Origin of the sequence: Streptomyces thermoviolaceus (genome assembly GCF_045209695.1) — a bacterium.
Lineage (GTDB): Bacteria > Actinomycetota > Actinomycetes > Streptomycetales > Streptomycetaceae > Streptomyces > Streptomyces thermoviolaceus.
Window position 1 is genome coordinate 1,836,648 of the sequence record NZ_CP109280.1, and the last position, 17,787, is coordinate 1,854,434.

Here is a 17,787-nt window from a genome sequence, read left to right on the forward strand (position 1 = left end):
CGTCCGCGCCGTACGTCAGCCGATCGGCTTGACGGTCTCGCTGCGGACCTGCCGGGTGACCTCGGCGTAGTGCTCCAGGTCTATCTCGGAGGCGTCCTGGCCGAGCGTGTCGGAGTCCATCACGACGATGATGGCCCCGGTGTTGCCGTCGGCCCAGCTGCACGTCGGGTAGGTGAGCGTGGTGCCGAGCTCCTCCTGGGTGAGCACCTCGCAGCTGATCGTGGGCTCACCGCTGCGCGGGAAGTCCTTCGGCCCCGCCTCCAGGGTGACGCCGTCGGCCTCGGCGGCGCCCTCGAGCATGTTGCGGCGGGCCTTGTCGGTGTTCTTGAACCGGCCGTAGAAGCCGGACAGGACCAGCGCGCCCCGGGTCCGGTCGCCGCCCTGGCTGTACTGGCCGACCACGGCTTTGGTGTCCTTGGCGTCCCAGGCCCCGTTCGCCTCCTCCTCGATCTCCTGTCCCTTGGTGTCGGACAGGTCCTGCTCGAGTTGGAAGCTGCCGTCGACGAGGGTCTTGGGCAGGGTCAGCCGGAACTTCGCCTCCGGGAATCCGCCGCCGGCCGCGGTGCCGATCAGGGCGAGCACGATGCCGACGATCACGAGGACGCCGACGACTCCGCCGGTGATGCCGACGATCAGCCCGACGCGCCGCTTCTTCGGCGGCGGGCTCATCGTGGGCGCGCCCCAGTTGTGCGGCTGCGGCGGGTAGGGGGCCTGAGGGTAGGGGGTGGCGTAGGGGTTGTTCTGCGGGCCGGGCGGCGTGGGCGGCTGCTGGCCGTACGGGTTCGGCTGCGCCGGGGGCGTCGACGGTGCGGGGGGCTGGTGATCGTAGGGGCCGGGGGCCGGGGAAGGCGGCTGCTGGCCGTAGGGGCCGGGCGGCGGGGTGCCGTACGAGCCCTGCGGGGTCTGAGGGTTCGGGCCCTGCGGGGTCTGGGGGTTCTGTGGCTGCTGCGGTGACGGAGGCATGGACACGCCAGCACCGTACTGCACACGGGTGACAGACGGACACAAACCCGCATCCGGGACCGGGGCGCGCGCTGTGCGCGGACACGCGGGAGCAAGCGGGTGCGGGAGTGCGGCGTGCGGCGGCCCGTCGGCCGGGGCACAGTCCTCGGGCCGTCAGCCCACGCGGAACGGCGCGGCGTTCCGGTCCCGCTGTGCACGGCCGGCCCGCCTCGGTCCGCCTCGGCCACCTCCCCGTGCGCGGCCCCGCACCCGCTCACCGGCGAGCCGGCACGTCCGCGAAGTGCCCGGGGATCAGTCCCCGGCGTCGCGGCCGGCCTCGATGGTCTGCTGTACCTCCATCACGCGCGCCTGCTCCTCCGCGGCGAAGCGTTCCGCGTCCAGCTGCTCGGCCAGCTCCTCGTCCTGGGCCATGAGCTGGTCCAGATTGGAGTCGCCCATCTCGAACACGCCCATGTCGACATAGGCCTGCTGCAGGCGCTTGCCCCACAGGCCGATGTCCTTCACGCAGGGCACGATCCGGCTGAAGAGCAGTTTGCGGAACAGATGCATGAACTCCGAGCGGCCGGTGAGGTCCTCGGCCTCGGCGCGGGGGACGCCGAAGTTCTCCAGCACCTCGATGCCGCGCAGGCGGTCCCGCATCAGGTAGCAGCCCTCGATGACGAACTCCTCGCGTTCGCGCAGTTCGGCGTCGGTGAGCTGCTTGTAGTAGTCGCGCAGTGCCATGCGGCCGAAGGCGACGTGCCGGGCCTCGTCCTGCATGACGTAGGCGAGGATCTGCTGGGGCAGCGGTTTGTTCGTGGTGTCGCGGATCAGGCCGAAGGCGGCCAGGGCCAGGCCCTCGATGAGGACCTGCATGCCCAGGTACGGCATGTCCCAGCGGCTGTCGCGCAGGGTGTCCCCGAGCAGCGACTGGAGGTTGTCGTTGATCGGGTAGACCAGCCCGATCTTCTCGTGCAGGAAGCGGCCGTAGATCTCGGCGTGCCGGGCCTCGTCCATGGTCTGGGTCGCCGAGTAGAACTTCGCGTCCAGGTCGGGCACGGACTCCACGATCCGCGCGGCGCAGATCATCGCGCCCTGTTCGCCGTGCAGGAACTGGCTGAACTGCCAGGACGCGAGGTGCCGTCGCAGTTCGCCCTTGTCGCGGTCGGTCATCTTCGCCCAGTAGGGCGTGTTGTAGAGGACCATCGCCTCCTCGGGGGTGCCGAGCGGGTCGTACGGATCGACGTCGAGGTCCCAGTCGATGCGCTTCTGGCCGTCCCACTGCTTGTCCTTGCCCTTCTGGTACAGGGCGAGCAGCCGGTCGCGGCCGTCGTCGTACTCCCAGCTGAAGCGGGCGTCGCCGCTTGCCGGGACCTGCCAGTGCGGTGCGCCGGGGTCGTCGGCGTACAGGTCGAAGGTCGGCATACTTCGCAGATTCACACGTAGACGCCGAGTCAACAAGTCCTGCGCAGGGGATTGACGCCCTTGCTGACAGGCAGTCTCATAAGAGTGCTGCCTGACTGCCGGGTAACCAGCCGTTTACGGCCACGACGACCAGTTCCTTGTACGACGAGGTGGACAGCCATGACGACCGTGACGGAAGCCGACGCGCTTGTCGGACTGCGCGACGCCCTGGGCGCGCTCAAGGACCGCGAGCAGGTCGCCAAGCGGCTGCTCGACTCCTCCGCCAAGCACTCCTTCGACCCCGACAAGGAGCTGGACTGGGACGCGCCCTTCGAGGAGGGCAAGTGGTTCTGGCCGCCGGAGCTGGTGTCCCTGTACGACACGCCGCTGTGGAAGCGGATGAGCGAGGAGCAGCGGATCCTGCTGTCCCAGCACGAGGCCGCCGCACTCGCCTCGCTGGGCATCTGGTTCGAGCTGATCCTGATGCAGCTGCTGGTGCGCCACATCTACGACAAGCCCGCCACCAGCGCCCATGTGCGCTACGCCCTCACCGAGATCGAGGACGAGTGCCGGCACTCGAAGATGTTCGCCCGGGTGATCACCCGTAACGGCGCCCCCTGGTACCCGGTGTCCCGGCTGCACCAGAACCTCGGCCGGCTGTTCAAGACGATCTCCACCACGCCCGGTTCCTTCACCGCCACCCTGCTGGGCGAGGAGGTCCTGGACTGGATGCAGCGGCTGACCTTCCCCGACGAGCGGGTGCAGCCGCTGATCCGCGGCGTGACCCGCATCCACGTGGTGGAGGAGGCCCGGCACGTGCGCTACGCCCGCGAGGAGCTGCGCCGGCAGATGCTGACGGCTCCGCGCTGGTCGCGGGAGTTCACCCGGCTGACCTCCGGCGAGTTCGCACGGGTGTTCTCCGTGGCCTTCATCAACCCCGAGGTCTACACCAACGTCGGCCTGGACAAGCGTGAGGCCATGGCCCAGGTGAAGGCGAGCGCGCACCGGCGGGAGGTCATGCAGAAGGGTGCCAAGCGGCTGACCGACTTCCTGGACGACATCGGCGTGCTGCGGGGCGTGGGACGCCAGCTGTGGCGGTCCTCGGGCCTGCTCGCCTGACCGCCCGGCACCGCTCGGCACCGGCCGGACGGGCAGGTCACCGGGGTGAGCGATCCGGCCGCCCCACCCGGTGGCCCGGCCGTCCGGGCCGGGCGGCGATTACGCTGCCCGGCATGAGCCCTGCCGCCCCGACCCCCGCCTACCGCCGTCTGAGCGTCGAGGAACGCCGTGCCCAGTTGCTCCAGGCGGCCCTGTCCCTCTTCGCCCACCGGGCTCCGGAGGAGGTCTCGCTGGACGACGTGGCGGAGGCCGCCGGGGTGTCCCGTCCGCTGGTCTACCGGTACTTCCCCGGCGGCAAGCAGCAGCTGTACGAGGCCGCGCTGCGCTCGGCCGCCGACGAGCTGCAGGACTGCTTCGACGAACCGCACGAGGGCCCGCTGCCGGCCCGGCTGTCCCGCGCCCTGGACCGCTATCTGGCGTTCGTCGACTCCCACGACACCGGGTTCAGCGCGCTGCTGCAGGGCGGCAGCGTGGTGGAGACCTCCCGGACCGGTGCCATCGTGGACGGCGTGCGCCGGGCCGCCGCCGAGCACATCCTCAGCCACCTGGGCGTCACCGACCCCGGGCCGCGGCTGCGGATGACCGTGCGGATGTGGATCACGGCGGTGGAGGCCGCCTCGCTGATCTGGCTGGACGAGGGCAAGCAGCCGCCCGCCGACGAACTGCGGGACTGGCTGGTGGAGCAGTTCTCCGCCGTGCTGACGGTGACCGCGGCCCGCGACGAGCAGACCGCCGAGCTGTTGCACGCCCTCGGCTAGGTCGCGTTCGGCCACGACGTCCTCGTCCGGGTCACACCCTCCGCCTCGCCCGTCCGAAGGCCGGGCCGAGGACGGCGCCTGCTGCCTCCCGCCGCAGGTGGGCGGCGGGAAGGGGACCGGGCGGCCGCGCGACGGCGCGTGACGCGGCGGCCACCGGCACATCACCGACACTGGTGGGGTGAAGAGCGAAGACACCCCGTTCGAGGGCGGCCCCATGGACGGACGGGTGCTGCCCGTGCTGGTGGGCATGACCGGGAACCCGCCGAAGACCTACCGCATCCCGGTCCCGGACGCGGCGGGCGGACCGCCCACCGTGCTGGTCTACCGACGGGTGCCGCGCGGGCACAGCAAGCGGCTCGGCCTGCCGCGCGGCTGGAAGTACGTCTTCGATCCCGAGTCACGCGGCGGCGGCCGGCTCAGGTGGCCGTGGTCGAAGCCGGAGCCCCGCGGCGGCCGTGCACCGGAGAACGGGCCCGAGAGCAGGTCCGCGGACACGGACGAGTGAGCCTGCTGCGCCAGGCGGCCCACACCAGTGGCACGGAGCCACACATTGTCCGTTCATACGTCGAATCCTCACCGGTGCGGGAGCGGAGAGTCCGCCCCGTGACGGAGGTGATGACGTGTCAGGACGCGCGTTGCGTCTGGCGTGCGCGGCGGCGGTGCTGGCGCAGACCGCTCTCACGCCGGTGACCGCCGTGGCCGTACCGCAGCCGCAGCCGACCCCGTCGGCACAGCCCGCACCGCCGGCACGCCCCGCACCGCCCGCACCGTCCACGGAGCCGTCCGGGCCCGGTCGGGTGTCCGTCGCGCGGCTGCTGGCGGACCTGCAACAGCTGTACCGGCTGGCCGCACAGGCCACCGACGCCTACAACGCCGCGACCGTGCAACTGGCCCGGCAGCAGGCCGAGGCGGTACGGCTGTCCGCCGACCTCGCCCGCACCCGGGCCGCCCTGGAGGAGAGCCGGAAGGAAGCGGGCCGGCTCGCCCGGGAGCAGTACCAGGGCGGCAGCGGCTTCTCCCCGTACCTCACCCTGCTGCTGGCCCGCGATCCGCAGGCCGCGCTGGACGACGGGCATCTGATCGCCCAGGTCGCCCGGCACCGGGCGGACACGGTGCGTCGGCTGGCCGCCGCCGAGAAGAGAGCGGCCTGGCTGGTCCGGCGGGCCCGCGCCTCCGCCGACGCCCGCAACGCTCTCGTCAGAAGCCGGCAGCAGGCCCGTGACGACGTGCGGCGCCGGCTGGGCCAGGTGGAACGGATGCTCGCCCGGCTCAGCCCGCAGCAGCTGGCGGAACTGGCCGCCTGGGAGCAGGAGGGGGCCGCGCGGGAGCAGGACCGGCTGACGGCCTCCGGGGCGCTCGGCCCGGACGCCTCCCCCACCGAGGCGGGCGAGCGGGCGGTGGCCTACGCGCTGCGGCAGCTGGGCAAGCCGTACCGGTGGGGCGCGACCGGCCCGGCGGCGTACGACTGCTCGGGGCTGACCTCGCAGGCCTGGGCGCACGCCGGGACGCCGATCCCCCGCACCAGCCAGGAGCAGTGGGCCCGGCTGCCGCGGGTGCCGCTGAACCGGCTGCGCCCCGGCGACCTGATCGTCTACTTCCCCGAGGCCAGCCATGTGGCCCTCTACCTGGGGGGCGGCAAGGTGGTGCAGGCGCCGCGGCCCGGGACCCGGATCAAGGTGTCGCCGTTGGCGTCCAATCCGGTGCTGGGCGCGGTCCGGCCCGACGCGGGCACGTCGGCGCGGCGGACGGCGGGCACGGTATCGCTGCGGCAGTTCGTGCCGCCCAGGCTCGCGGAGGCCGCCGGCCTGGCGAAGGACCGGGCGGGGGGCCGGACCGGCCGGAAGGACGCGGTCCGGCTGCATCCGCGCCTCGCGCGGATGGCGTTCACCCGCCGCGGCTGACCGGGGCCGTGCCCGGCCGGCCGGGCGCACCGGATCGTGCGGCGCCGGGCCTGCTCCGTCAGGCGGCTGCCGCGCCCGCCACCTCGGCCAGGTAGGCCTCGGTCTTCTCCGGCTCGTAGAAGAAGTTCTCGAAGTCGGCGGGGTTGTTGAAGGCGTTGGCGAAGCGGTCGGCGACCGCCTGGTACTGCTCGCCGGAACCGATCAGCTTCAGCACGTGCTCCGGCGGCGGCGCCAGCATGGTGTTCGTCCACTTGGTGACGTGCTGGGCGGTGTTCCAGTAGCGGTCGAACGTCTGCTGCATCCACGCCTCGTCGAACGGCTTGTCGCCGTGCTCGAGGATGGCGGCGAGGTAGGTGGCGGCGCACTTGGACGCCGAGTTGGAGCCCTGGCCGGTGATCGGGTCGTTGGCGACGACGACGTCCGCCACGCCGAGGACCGCGCCGCCGCCGGGCAGCCGGCCGATCGGCTTGCGCACGGTCGGGGCGTAGCGGCCGGCGAGCGTGCCGCCGGCGTCCGTCAGCTCGACCTTGGTGGCCCGGGCGTACTCCCAGGGGGTGTAGCGGGCCATCAGCTCCAGGGTGAGGGACAGGTGCTCGGCCGGGTCCTTCACCCCCTTGAAGACGTCGAGGGGGCCGCCGGGGATGCCCTCCCAGAACAGGATGTCGGCACGGCCGGAGAGCGTGTAGGTCGGCATGACGAACAGCTCGCCGACGCCCGGCACCAGGTTGCAGCGGACCGCGTCGAAGTGGGGGTGCTCCGGGCGCGGTTCCATGCCGTGCACATAGGCGACCGCCAGCGCCCGCTGCGGCTCGCTGTAGGGCGAGCGGGAGGCGTCGCGCTCGAACATCGACACCAGCTCGCCCTTGCCGGCGGCGACCAGGACGAGGTCGTAGGCGCGGGAGAAGTAGTCGAGGTCGCCGACCGCGGCGCCGTGGATGACCAGCTGGCCGCCGCGCTGGGCGAAGGTCTCCATCCAGCCGGCCATCTTCACCCGCTGGTCCACCGACTGCGCGTACCCGTCGAGGCGGCCCACCCAGTCGATCGCGCGGGCCGCGGGGCCCTCGCTCCAGGAGCCGGGCGCGGCGACCGAGACGCCGAGACCCTCGATGTTCGGGGCCTGGGACTCCCAGAAGTTCAGCTGCAGGTCCCGCTCGTGCTGGAGCGCGGTGTGGAACATGCACTGCGTCGACATGACCCGACCGGAGCGGATCTCGTCCGCGGTCCGGTTGGACATCAGGGTGACCTCGTACCCGTGCGACTGGAGGCCGAGGGCGATCTGGAGGCCGGACTGCCCGGCCCCCACGACGAGTATCTTGCGCATGCGGGTGGTGCCTCCTACGACTTCTGGACTGCTCGAAGGGTCATTCGGGGGTTTCTTCGAGTGCGTGGGCCACGAGGGCCAGCAGGGTCTCGATCACCGAGATCCGGCGCCGCGCGTCCATGATCATGACAGGTATGTGCGGGGGGATCGTCAGCGCCTCCCGCACGTCCTCCGGGTCGTACAGCTCGCTGCCGTCGAAGTGGTTGACGGCGACGACGTAGGGCAGCCCGCAGCTCTCGAAGTAGTCCAGCGCCGGGAAGCAGTCCCGCAGCCGGCGGGTGTCGGCCATGACGACGGCACCGATGGCACCGCGCACCAGGTCGTCCCACATGAACCAGAACCGCTGCTGCCCCGGCGTGCCGAACAGGTACAGCACCAGGTCGTCGTCGAGCGTGATCCGGCCGAAGTCCATGGCCACGGTGGTGGTGACCTTGCCCGGCGTGGCCGTCAGGTCGTCGGTCTCCGCGCTGGCCTCGGTCATCAGCGCCTCCGTCTGCAGAGGCGTGATCTCCGAGACGGAGGAGACCAGCGTGGTCTTGCCGACGCCGAAGCCCCCGGCCACCACGATCTTCGTGGCGATCGGGGCACGGGTGCGGTCCGTCTGCCAGGGCTGCAAGGTCTCGTCGGTCTCGACGAGCGGGGCGACACCTCGGGCGGCGTCAGAGACGGCGGAGTCCACTCAGCACCCTTTCCAGCAGAGCGCGGTCCGGACGACCGGTGCCGTGACCGGTCCCGGTGCCGTACACACGGATCTTTCCCTGGTCCGCGAGGTCGCTCAGGAGCACGCGGACCACGCCGAGCGGCATCTTCAGCAGCGCGGCGATCTCGGCCACCGTGCGCATGCGGCGGCACAGTTCGACGATGGCCTGCATCTCCGGCATGACCCGGGCGGACAACGGCGCCTGGGTCAGCTCCTTGCGCTCCTCGGGGGCGTCCAGCGCGGCCACGAAGGTCTCCACGAGGAGGACGTGACCGAACCGGGTGCGTCCGCCGGTGAGCGAATACGGCCTGACCCGGGCGGGTTTGCGGTCCCCGCCGCGGACCGGCAGCTGCTTCTTGCCGGTGCCGTCCGCGGGCGGGGGCACGGGGCTGCTCGTCGCACTGGTCATCGGGTGCTCCCGGCCGTCTCGGTCTCCAGCGATTTGCGCAGCTCGTCGCGGAGTTCGGGGGTGAGCACATGACCGGCGCGGCCGACGAACAGGGCCATGTGGTAGGCCACCACGCTCATGTCGCAGTCCGCCGAGCCGTGCACGCCGAGCAGCGAACCGTCGCTGATGGACATCACGAGCAGGCAGCCCTCGTCCATGGCGACCATGGTGTGCTTGACCGCACCGTTGTCCATCAGCTTGGCCGCGCCGATGGTCAGGCTGCCGATGCCGGAGACGATGGTGGCGAGGTCGGCCGCGGATCCGCGCGGCCCGTTCTGGTTCTTCTCGCGGGCCTCTCGGGCCTGTTCGACCTGGGCCTTGTCGGAGGAGAGGAGCAGCAGGCCGTCGGAGGAGACCACGGCGACGGACTGGATGCCGGGGACCTCCTCGACGAGGTTGTTCAGCAGCCACTGCAGGTTGCGGGCCTCACTGCTCAGGTCGAAGGTAGTGGGCGCTGTCAACTGCTTGCCTCCTCGACTGTGCCCCCCGTGGCTTCATCGGCTGATGGTCGGTCGGCCCGCGTGGTGGGTGCCGACCCGTGGGTCCGGGCGGTGCGCTCGGCGATCTCCGCCTCCACGTCGCGGTAGCCGGCCTGCGCTCCCTTGCGGAAGCCGCCCAGGCGACGGCGGAGGGCCTCGGCGTCCACCGACCCGTTGCGCCGGCGCGGTGCCTGCGCGGGCGCGGTGATCTTCGGGGTGCGCTTGGGCAGTCCCTTGGCGGTGACCTGCTCCTCCTGCTCCCGCGGCACCCGTGCGTGCTCGGTGCCGGCCTCGGCCTGGTCGGCTCCGTCGGTCGCGGTGGCGTGCTCGCCGGCGGCACCGGCGTCGCCGGAGCCCGACCCGGTGTGCTCCGGCCCGGTGTGCTCCGGCCCGGTGTGCTCCGGCCCGGTCGGTCCGGTGCCGTCACCGCGGCGCCGCCGGTCCTGCGAGGGCAGGAGCAGCTCCAGCGTCGTCTCGGCGGGGGACTCGGCCGGTGCCGTCTCCTCGCCGTTCCCGGCCGTCTCCCCGGCGGCCGGCCGCTGCCCGGACTCCGGCGGTGCGCCGGACTCCGGCTGTTCGTCGGACGCCGGCTGTCCGTCGGAGGCTGCCGCCTTTCCGGACTCCGGCTGTTCCCGAGACGCTTCCGCGGGGGCGGGCTCGTCCCTCCCGGCGGACGCGGCACCGGCGTCCTCCCCGTCGGCGGCCTGGGACGCGCGCACCGCCTTCTCGGCCAGCGCCACCAGCGGATCGCCGTCGCGGGCGGACAGGACGTTGGAGTTGACCTCGGCGTCGGCGCCGGGCAGCGAGAGGGTCTGGGTGCCGGTGGTGCCGGGGCCGGCCGGGGACGGCACCGCGGAGGCGGGAGCCGAGGCCAGCACCTGCTGGGGCACCACCACGACCGCCGTGGTACCGCCCTTCTTCTGCTCGCGCAGCTGCACCCGCACCCCGTGCCGGTGGGCGAGGCGGGCGACCACGTACAGGCCGAGACCGAGGCCGTCCTCGCCGTCCTGGTCGTAGGGGACGTCCGGGTCGAAGTCGGCGAGCCGGGCGTTGAGGCGCTCCCTGCGCTCCTCGGCCATGCCGATGCCCTCGTCCTGGACGGAGAGCATGATCTCGCCGCTCTCCATCAGCCAGCCGGAGACCTCGACCGGCTGGTCCGGCGGGGAGAACGAGGTGGCGTTCTCCATGAGTTCGGCCAGCAGGTGGGACAGGTCGTCGGCGACGAACCCGGCGACATGCGCGTGCGGCGGCAGGGCGGCGATACGGACCCGCTCGTACCGCTCGATCTCGCTGACCGCGGCGCGCACCACGTCGACCAGCGGCACCGGTCCGGCGTGCTGCTGGACGTGCTCGGTGCCGGCGAGGACGAGCAGGTTCTCGTTGTGCCGGCGCATGACCGTGGCGAAGTGGTCCAGCTTGAACAGGGTGGCCAGGCGCTCGGGGTCCTGCTCCCGGTCCTCCAGGTTCTCGATGACGCCGAGCTGCCGCTCGACCAGTCCGAGGGTGCGCAGCGCGAGGTTGACGAACGTGGAGCCGATGCTGGAGCGCAGCCGTTCCAGCTGGGCGGCGCTGTCGTCGAGCTGGGCGCGCAGCTCCTCGCGGGCGTCGGCCATCTTCTGCCGCTGGCCGACCAGGTGCTTGCGGTCGGTCTCCAGGGTGGCGACCCGCTCGGCCAGCGCGACGGCCCGCGCGTGCAGCTCGTTGACGGACCGGACGACCTGGGCGAACTCGTCGTTGCGGCCGGTGAACCGGATCGGCTCCTCGGCGGCCGGGTCCTCGGCGCCGGCCAGGCGGGCCGAGCCGAGGCGGAGCACGGCGAGCGGGCGGGTGAGGCTGCGGGCCAGTGCGGTGGTGATGCCGAGGGCGACCAGCAGCAGGGCACCCAGCGCGGCGATGTGCACCTCCAGCGCGGTGACATCGTCGTCACGCAGCTGGGCCAGGTCCTTGGTGCGGCGGTCGTACAGGGAGGACTCGGCACCGCGCATCAGGTCGATACGGGCGGTCAGCGCGGCCTGGACCTTCTTGCTGCCGACGTTCAGGTCGGAGTCGGACAGCTCCGGCCGGCCGGTCAGCCGGTCGAGGTACTTCTCGGCGGACTCCGCCTCCGGACCGGTCACCGTGGAGTCGTAGGAGGCGCGGGCCTGCTCGGACGCGGTCTCGCGGAACTGGTCGAGGGCGGCGTCGGAGCGGACCCGGGCCTGCTGCGCGGCGGCGCTGAGGGCGTCGCGCTGCTCGCTGTCGGACTCCGACGAGCCGGCCTGCTGCACGGGCAGGCCGGTGACCGGGTCGATCACGGTCTGCGTGGAGTGCGGCACGTTCAGGGCCGCGAGCAGCAGTCCGCGCGCCTCGGCGGCCTGCTGGACGGCGGTGTCGAGGTCGGCCAGGGCGTGTGCCCCGGAGCCCGCCCGCTCCGGCATCTGCTCGGCCAGCTGTTCGGCCATGCGGTGCAGGTCGGCGATGACGGCCGAGTACGCCTCGTGGGCCTGCAGGGCGGTCTCCCGCCCGGTGAGCGCCGTGCGCCGCACGGTGGCGATGCCGTCGAGCTTCTTGCGCAGCCAGGCGGGCGTGCCGCCGTTCGAGCGCAGCTCCTCGACCTGGCGGTCCACGCGGGTGCTGTGCTGCTCGGACGGTGCCTGGGACTTGGGGCGGCCGGCGGCGAGGTAGGAGGTGACCTCGTCGCGTTCGTCGGCCAGGGCGTGGGCGAGGGCGAGGGCGTCCTCGGTCTGCCCGGCGAGGGTCACCAGGTCCTGGGCTTCCCTCACCTGGCCGGAGGCGCTGACGACGGACGGGGCTCCGGCCCCGGCCACGGCTGCGGCGACGACCGCGACGGCGATGACGAGACGGTTGCGCACATGGGTGGGACGGCCCTTGCCGACGGCGGGGGCGGCGGAAGGGGTGCCCGGCGTCATCCGCTGTGAACCCCCCGCGGTGGCCGTCTGCTTGCCTGTGCGCCGAGGCCGCTTCTTCTGCACCGGTGCTCGCATTCCTGTACTCGAGTAGTACTACTGGGCCCGGGTGGCACACCGTCGGCTGGTGCGACGGGCGCGTTCACCCTCCCCCGGCTCTTTCGCTGCGGTGTGAGCAGGGGGACCTGCATCGGCTTCCGACCCTCCCAGTGCCGGTGGGCGGTGGGCCCGCATCATCCGACCGGCCACCCGAAGGAGTGAACATCGGAGGGGAGTTGGGGGGCAAGTTCCGAGGGCGCATGCCCGCCGGTCGTCCGGCGCGCCGGTTGGACGTGGGGGCACAGGCTTTGGCACTATTCGCCGCCACACCTTCCCGCGACACGCAAATCCCTCGCAAATCCGACATTCGCGCTGCGGATCGTCGTCATTTCGTAGGCTGTCGACCATCCCTGACGACAGATGTGAAGGAATGGTGCAGACTGGCCGGATGCGCACCGACGTTGTTTCCGAGCCGGGACATTCCGAACGCCCGAACGAGGACTTCGCCGCCGTCGCGGTCCCTGCGTCCGGTCAGGGCGGCTGCCTGGTGGTGCTGGACGGTGTGACGCCGCCGGCGACCGGCACGGGGTGTCTGCATTCGGTTCCCTGGTTCGTGGCCCGGCTCGGCGGCTCGCTGACCGAACTGACCGCTTCCGCCCCAGATCTGACGCTGCGGGAGATCCTCGGACAGGCGATCGCCCGAACCGCACGACGTCACGTTCAAACCTGTGAGCTTTCTCACGTGCGAACTCCGCAGGCGACCGTCATACTGGCCCGCTGGTCGCGCGAGACGGTCGAGTACCTCGTGCTGTCCGACTCGGTGCTGCTGGTGGAACGGGTCGACGGTGCCGTGGTCCCGGTCCTGGACGACCGGCTGGCCCGGCTGCCCCGGACGGCCCTCGCCGACGAGGCGCTCGTCGACGCCACGCTGCGCAACAAGGAGGGCGGCTTCTTCACGGCGGCGGCCGATCCCTCGGTGGCCGACCGGGCGGTGACGGGCACCCTGCCGCGCGGCGAGGTGCGGTCCCTGGCCGCGCTCACCGACGGCGCGGCACGCTGGGTGGAGAAGTTCGGCGAGGGCGACTGGGCGCAGTGCCTGGCGATGGTGCGCAAGGAGGGCGCCCGCGCGCTGGTGGAGCGCGTACGGGAGCTGGAGACGGCGGACCGTGAACGGCGTCTTCACCTCGGCCGCAGCAAGACGCACGACGACGCGACGGTGGTGTACGCCGAGCTGTGACGGCACCGGCGCCCCGGCCGCACGGGCCCCGCACCGCCGCCGGCCGAGCGGGCGGTCGTTCCGCCGCGGACCCGGCACCGGCCGCGCATCGCCCGCAGGCGGGCCGCCCGCCGTCGCACGGTGCCGCGACGGTCACTTCTCCATGACCGCGTTCAGCTCGTGCAGCAGCCGGGCCAGTTCGGCGACCTCGCGGCGGTCCCAGTGGGCCAACTGGCTGACGTAGCGGCGTCGGCGCGCCTCGCGCACCTGGCCGACCCGGCGGCGCCCTTCGTCGGTGAGCGCCACCAGCCAGGCACGCCCGTCCGCGGGGTCGGGTTCGCGGCCCACCAGGCCCAGCTCCTCCAGGGCGCGCAGCTGACGGGACATGGTGGCCTTGCCGACGCCGATGTACGCGGCGAGGTCCGTGGTGCGCTGACGGCCGCTCTCCTCCAGCCGGATGAGCAGTCCGTAGGCGGCGGGCTCCAGGCCCGGGTGGACCTCGCGGGCCATCTCCCCCTGGTTGGCGCGGGCGCGCCGCAGCAGCACCGTCAGTTCCCGCTCCAGCGCCAGGAACGGCTGGCCCGCCCCGCCCCCTCCGGCGTCCCCGTCCCGCACGCCGCCTCTTGCCTCTTCCTGCACGTCAGCCCCTGTCCGGAGTTTCCCGTTCCTGAAAATTTCCTGCGCTCGTCCCCATCGCCGCAGCTCCGTCAGTATTTAGCAGGCGTAGACCATCGGCAGATCCTGTGCCCTCTTCCCCCCGCCGGTCTACGTGCGTAGCGTCATGTCCGTGACAATGGCATGCCCACGTCATCACGGATCCCCGGCGGGTCTTCCCGTGATCCGCTCATCCTCCGTGCGACCGTGGATCATGCCCGCGTTTCCCCCCACGGAGCATCACCCGACCAACGGAGGCACGTCATGCCCGTGCACAGACCCGGAAAGGCCCGCGTACGTCGGCTGACCCTCGCGGGAGCCCTGCTCGCAGCGTTCTCCTTCGCGTTCACCGTTCCCTCGGCGGCCGACACCACGGCCGACCCCACCCCCGCCCGCGGCTCCGCCTACATGGGCATGGGTGTCCTGGCGCACGACGGCCGCAGCGGTACGCCCACCGGCACCGACGCCACCCAGACGGAGGGCGTCGACGTCTCCAGCCACCAGGGCAACGTCGCCTGGTCCACGCTCTGGAACAGCGGTGTGAAGTGGGCCTACGTGAAGGCGACCGAGGGCACGTACTACACGAACCCCTACTTCGCCCAGCAGTACAACGGCTCGTACAACGTCGGCATGATCCGCGGCGCGTACCACTTCGCGACCCCGGACACCTCCAGCGGCGCCGCCCAGGCCAACTACTTCGTGGACCACGGCGGCGGCTGGTCGCGTGACGGCAAGACCCTGCCCGGGGCGCTCGACATCGAGTGGAACCCCTACGGCGACACCTGCTACGGCAAGTCGGCCAGCGCGATGGTCAGCTGGATCACCGACTTCCTCAACACGTACAAGGCCCGCACGGGCCGCGACGCCGTGATCTACACGGCCACCAGCTGGTGGACCCAGTGCACCGGCAACTACGGCGGCTTCGCCTCGAAGAACCCGCTGTGGATCGCCCGCTACGCCTCCTCGCCCGGGACCCTGCCGGCGGGCTGGAGCTTCTACACGATGTGGCAGTACACCTCGTCCGGCCCGACCGTCGGCGACCACGACAAGTTCAACGGGGCGCTGGACCGGGTGCAGGCGCTGGCCAACGGCTGAGCAGCCCCTCGGCCGGGGGTCCGGGGGTCGCCCCCCGGACCAGCACAGCAACGGGGCGCAGGACCGGGCGCAGGCACTGGCCAACGGCTGAGCAGCCCCTCGGCCGGGGGTCCGGGGGTCGCCCCCCGGACCAGCACAGCAACGGGGCGCAGGACCGGGCGCAGGCGCTGGCCAACGGCTGAGCAGCTCATCGGCCGGGGCCCGGGGGCAGCCCCCGGGCCCCGGCACGGCACCGCTCCGGACCGGGTGCAGGCACCCCGGCGGCCGAGCCCTCCCCGCGCCCTCCCGGCCCCGCACGGTGAAGGCCCGGGCCTGCCGACGGCATCGTGACACCGACGGCAGGACCCGGGCCTCCCTTCATCCGGCCGCGTCCGTCACGCCGCGACCGGAACCTCGGGCTCCGCGCCGCTCGTGGCCGGTGCGAGAGCCAGCTCGAGCACCTGGCGGACGTCGGTGACGGTGTGGACCTTCAGCTTGTCCAGCACCTCCGCGGGGACGTCGTCCAGGTCGGGCTCGTTGCGCTTGGGAATGATCACCGTGGTGATGCCCGCGCGGTGCGCGGCGAGCAGCTTCTGCTTCACCCCGCCGATGGGCAGCACCCGTCCGGTCAGCGAGACCTCGCCGGTCATGGCGACGTCGTTGCGGACCAGCCGGCCGGAGAGCAGCGAGGCCAGCGCGGTGGTCATGGTGATGCCGGCGCTCGGGCCGTCCTTGGGCACCGCGCCCGCCGGGAAGTGGATGTGCACGCCCCGGTCCTTCAGATCGCCCACCGGCAGCTCCAGTTCGGCGCCGTGGCTGCGCAGGAAGCTCAGCGCGATCTGCGCGGACTCCTTCATCACGTCGCCGAGCTGTCCGGTCAGCGTCAGCCCGGCCGCGCCGGTCTCCGGGTCGGCCAGGGACGCCTCCACGTAGAGCACGTCGCCGCCGGCGCCGGTGACCGCGAGACCGGTGGCCACGCCGGGCACGGAGGTGCGGCGCTCGGCCGGGTCCTGGGCGGACTCGGGCACGTGGTGCGGACGCCCGATCAGGTCGCGCAGGTGCGCGTCGGTGACGGTGAACGGCAGCTCCCGCTCGCCCAGTTCGTGCTGGGCGGCCACCTTGCGCAGCAGCCGGGCGATGGACCGCTCCAGGTTGCGCACGCCGGCCTCGCGGGTGTACTCGCCGGCCAGCTTGCGCAGGGCGCCGGCGTCGATGGTGACCTCGTCCTTGTCGAGGCCGGCCCGCTCCAGCTGGCGCGGGATCAGGTGGTCCCGGGCGATGACGATCTTCTCGTCCTCGGTGTAGCCGTCCAGGCGCACGATCTCCATGCGGTCGGCCAGTGCCTGAGGGATGGCCTCCAGCACGTTGGCGGTGGCGAGGAAGACGACGTCCGACAGATCCAGCTCGACCTCCAGGTAGTGGTCCCGGAAGGTGTGGTTCTGGGCCGGGTCGAGCACCTCCAGCAGGGCCGCGGCCGGGTCGCCGCGGAAGTCGGAGCCGACCTTGTCGATCTCGTCCAGCAGGACCACCGGATTCATCGACCCGGCCTCCTTGATGGCGCGGACGATCCGGCCGGGCAGCGCGCCGACGTAGGTGCGGCGGTGGCCGCGGATCTCGGCCTCGTCCCGGACGCCGCCGAGGGCGACGCGGACGAACGTGCGGCCCATGGCGTGGGCGACGGACTCGCCGAGCGAGGTCTTGCCGACGCCGGGCGGGCCGACGAGGGCGAGCACGGCACCGCCGCGCCGGCCGCCGACCACGCCGAGGCCGCGCTCGCTGCGCCGCTTGCGCACCGCGAGGTACTCGGTGATACGTTCCTTGACGTCCTCCAGGCCGGCGTGCTCGGCGTCGAGGATCTCCTTGGCGGCCCGGATGTCGTAGGAGTCCTCGGTCCGCTCGTTCCAGGGCATCTCCAGGACGGTGTCCAGCCAGGTGCGGATCCAGGAGCCCTCGGGGGACTGGTCCGAGGCCCGCTCCAGCTTGTCGACCTCCTTCAGCGCGGCCTCGCGGACCTTCTCCGGCAGGTCGGCGGCCTCGACACGGGCCCGGTAGTCGTCGGACTCCTCGCCCTCCTTGTCGCCGTTGAGCTCGCGCAGCTCCTTGCGGACCGCCTCCAGCTGGCGGCGCAGCAGGAACTCGCGCTGCTGCTTGTCCACGCCTTCCTGGACGTCCTTGGCGATGGTCTCGGCGACCTCCTGCTCGGCGAGGTGGTCGCGCAGCTGCTGGGTGGCGAGCTTGAGGCGGGCCACCGGGTCGGTGGTCTCCAGCAGCTCGACCTTCTGCTCGGTGGACAGGAACGGCGAGTAGCCGGCGTTGTCGGCGAGGGCGGCCACGTCGTCGATGGCCTGCACCCGGTCCACGACCTGCCAGGCGCCGCGCTTGCGCAGCCAGGCGGTGGCCAGCGCCTTGTACTCCTTGACCAGCTCCGTGACCTGCCCGGGCAGCGGGTCGGGCACGGTCTCCTCGATCTCGGTGCCCTCCACCCACAGCGCCGCGCCGGGACCGGTGGTGCCGGCGCCGATCCGCACCCGGCTGCGGCCGCGGATCAGGGCCCCGGGGTCGCCGTCGGCCAGCCTGCCCACCTGCTCGACGGTGCCGAGCACGCCGGTCTTGGCGTAGGTGCCCTCGATGCGTGGCACCAGGAGCACCTTGGGCTTTCCGGGTTCCGACCGGGCGGCGGCCTGGGCGGCCTCCACGGCGGCGCGCACCTCGGTGTCGCTCAGGTCCAGCGGGACCACCATGCCGGGCAGCACGACCTCGTCGTCGAGCGGCAGGACGGGCAGAGTCACCGACATGATCGGCGCGGACTCAGCAGCCATGATCTCC

15 protein-coding genes are annotated in these 17,787 nt (G+C 72.4%); 6 read left to right on the forward strand and 9 right to left on the reverse strand.

What is annotated here, in order from left to right; all coding sequences use genetic code 11:
- Positions 1 to 15: 15 nt before the first annotated feature.
- Both OG899_RS07930 and OG899_RS07935 read right to left on the reverse strand, forming a co-directional pair.
- Positions 16 to 963: a hypothetical protein gene (locus OG899_RS07930; protein ID WP_229814116.1), complete on the reverse strand. Its 948-nt coding sequence runs from the start codon at positions 961 to 963 to the stop codon at positions 16 to 18.
- 291 nt (positions 964 to 1,254) lie between these two features.
- Positions 1,255 to 2,367, reverse strand: a complete 1,113-nt coding sequence (locus OG899_RS07935) for a ferritin-like domain-containing protein (protein ID WP_168132337.1) — start codon at positions 2,365 to 2,367, stop codon at positions 1,255 to 1,257.
- A gap of 159 nt (positions 2,368 to 2,526) precedes the next feature.
- Here OG899_RS07935 and OG899_RS07940 point away from each other — a divergent pair, with 159 nt between their 5' ends.
- The 4 genes from OG899_RS07940 (at position 2,527) to OG899_RS07955 (ending at position 6,124) form a co-directional block, all read left to right on the forward strand.
- Positions 2,527 to 3,465: a diiron oxygenase gene (locus tag OG899_RS07940; RefSeq protein ID WP_125499514.1), complete on the forward strand. Its 939-nt coding sequence runs from the start codon at positions 2,527 to 2,529 to the stop codon at positions 3,463 to 3,465.
- 113 nt (positions 3,466 to 3,578) lie between these two features.
- On the forward strand, positions 3,579 to 4,223 hold the full coding sequence (locus tag OG899_RS07945; RefSeq protein ID WP_125499513.1) for a TetR/AcrR family transcriptional regulator: 645 nt from the start codon (positions 3,579 to 3,581) through the stop codon (positions 4,221 to 4,223).
- Between the two features lie 178 nt (positions 4,224 to 4,401).
- Complete coding sequence (locus tag OG899_RS07950) at positions 4,402 to 4,728, forward strand: hypothetical protein (protein WP_125499512.1); 327 nt, start codon at positions 4,402 to 4,404, stop codon at positions 4,726 to 4,728.
- A gap of 115 nt (positions 4,729 to 4,843) precedes the next feature.
- Complete coding sequence (locus OG899_RS07955) at positions 4,844 to 6,124, forward strand: C40 family peptidase (protein WP_125499511.1); 1,281 nt, start codon at positions 4,844 to 4,846, stop codon at positions 6,122 to 6,124.
- A 58-nt stretch (positions 6,125 to 6,182) separates the two neighbouring features.
- On the opposite strand, the gene OG899_RS07960 is transcribed toward OG899_RS07955, so the two are convergent.
- From OG899_RS07960 to OG899_RS07980, 5 genes are read right to left on the reverse strand one after another with little or no spacing between them, the layout of a single operon-like run.
- The gene (locus OG899_RS07960) at positions 6,183 to 7,445 is read right to left on the reverse strand and encodes a styrene monooxygenase/indole monooxygenase family protein (RefSeq protein WP_125499510.1); all 1,263 of its coding nucleotides are present in this window, start codon (positions 7,443 to 7,445) and stop codon (positions 6,183 to 6,185) included.
- Between the two features lie 40 nt (positions 7,446 to 7,485).
- On the reverse strand, positions 7,486 to 8,124 hold the full coding sequence (locus OG899_RS07965; RefSeq protein WP_125499509.1) for an ATP/GTP-binding protein: 639 nt from the start codon (positions 8,122 to 8,124) through the stop codon (positions 7,486 to 7,488).
- Positions 8,105 to 8,554: a DUF742 domain-containing protein gene (locus OG899_RS07970; protein ID WP_125499508.1), complete on the reverse strand. Its 450-nt coding sequence runs from the start codon at positions 8,552 to 8,554 to the stop codon at positions 8,105 to 8,107. Before OG899_RS07970 ends, OG899_RS07965 begins: the two co-directional genes overlap by 20 nt.
- The gene (locus OG899_RS07975) at positions 8,551 to 9,054 is read right to left on the reverse strand and encodes a roadblock/LC7 domain-containing protein (protein ID WP_125499507.1); all 504 of its coding nucleotides are present in this window, start codon (positions 9,052 to 9,054) and stop codon (positions 8,551 to 8,553) included. Before OG899_RS07975 ends, OG899_RS07970 begins: the two co-directional genes overlap by 4 nt.
- The gene (locus OG899_RS07980) at positions 9,051 to 12,056 is read right to left on the reverse strand and encodes a nitrate- and nitrite sensing domain-containing protein (RefSeq protein ID WP_125499506.1); all 3,006 of its coding nucleotides are present in this window, start codon (positions 12,054 to 12,056) and stop codon (positions 9,051 to 9,053) included. Before OG899_RS07980 ends, OG899_RS07975 begins: the two co-directional genes overlap by 4 nt.
- A 409-nt stretch (positions 12,057 to 12,465) precedes the next feature.
- Between OG899_RS07980 and OG899_RS07985 the strand changes: the two genes are divergently transcribed.
- Positions 12,466 to 13,254, forward strand: coding sequence for a protein phosphatase 2C domain-containing protein (locus OG899_RS07985; RefSeq protein ID WP_125499505.1), 789 nt, complete (start codon positions 12,466 to 12,468; stop codon positions 13,252 to 13,254).
- A 132-nt stretch (positions 13,255 to 13,386) separates the two neighbouring features.
- Here OG899_RS07985 and OG899_RS07990 read toward each other — a convergent pair whose 3' ends face one another.
- Positions 13,387 to 13,848, reverse strand: coding sequence for a MarR family winged helix-turn-helix transcriptional regulator (locus tag OG899_RS07990; protein WP_229814107.1), 462 nt, complete (start codon positions 13,846 to 13,848; stop codon positions 13,387 to 13,389).
- Positions 13,849 to 14,151: 303 nt separating this feature from the next.
- On the opposite strand from OG899_RS07990, the gene OG899_RS07995 reads away from it, so the two are divergent.
- Positions 14,152 to 14,982, forward strand: coding sequence for a lysozyme (locus tag OG899_RS07995; protein WP_125499503.1), 831 nt, complete (start codon positions 14,152 to 14,154; stop codon positions 14,980 to 14,982).
- Positions 14,983 to 15,356: 374 nt separating this feature from the next.
- On the opposite strand, the gene lon is transcribed toward OG899_RS07995, so the two are convergent.
- On the reverse strand, positions 15,357 to 17,780 hold the full coding sequence (gene lon / locus OG899_RS08000) for an endopeptidase La (protein ID WP_168131567.1): 2,424 nt from the start codon (positions 17,778 to 17,780) through the stop codon (positions 15,357 to 15,359).
- Positions 17,781 to 17,787 lie beyond the last annotated feature (7 nt).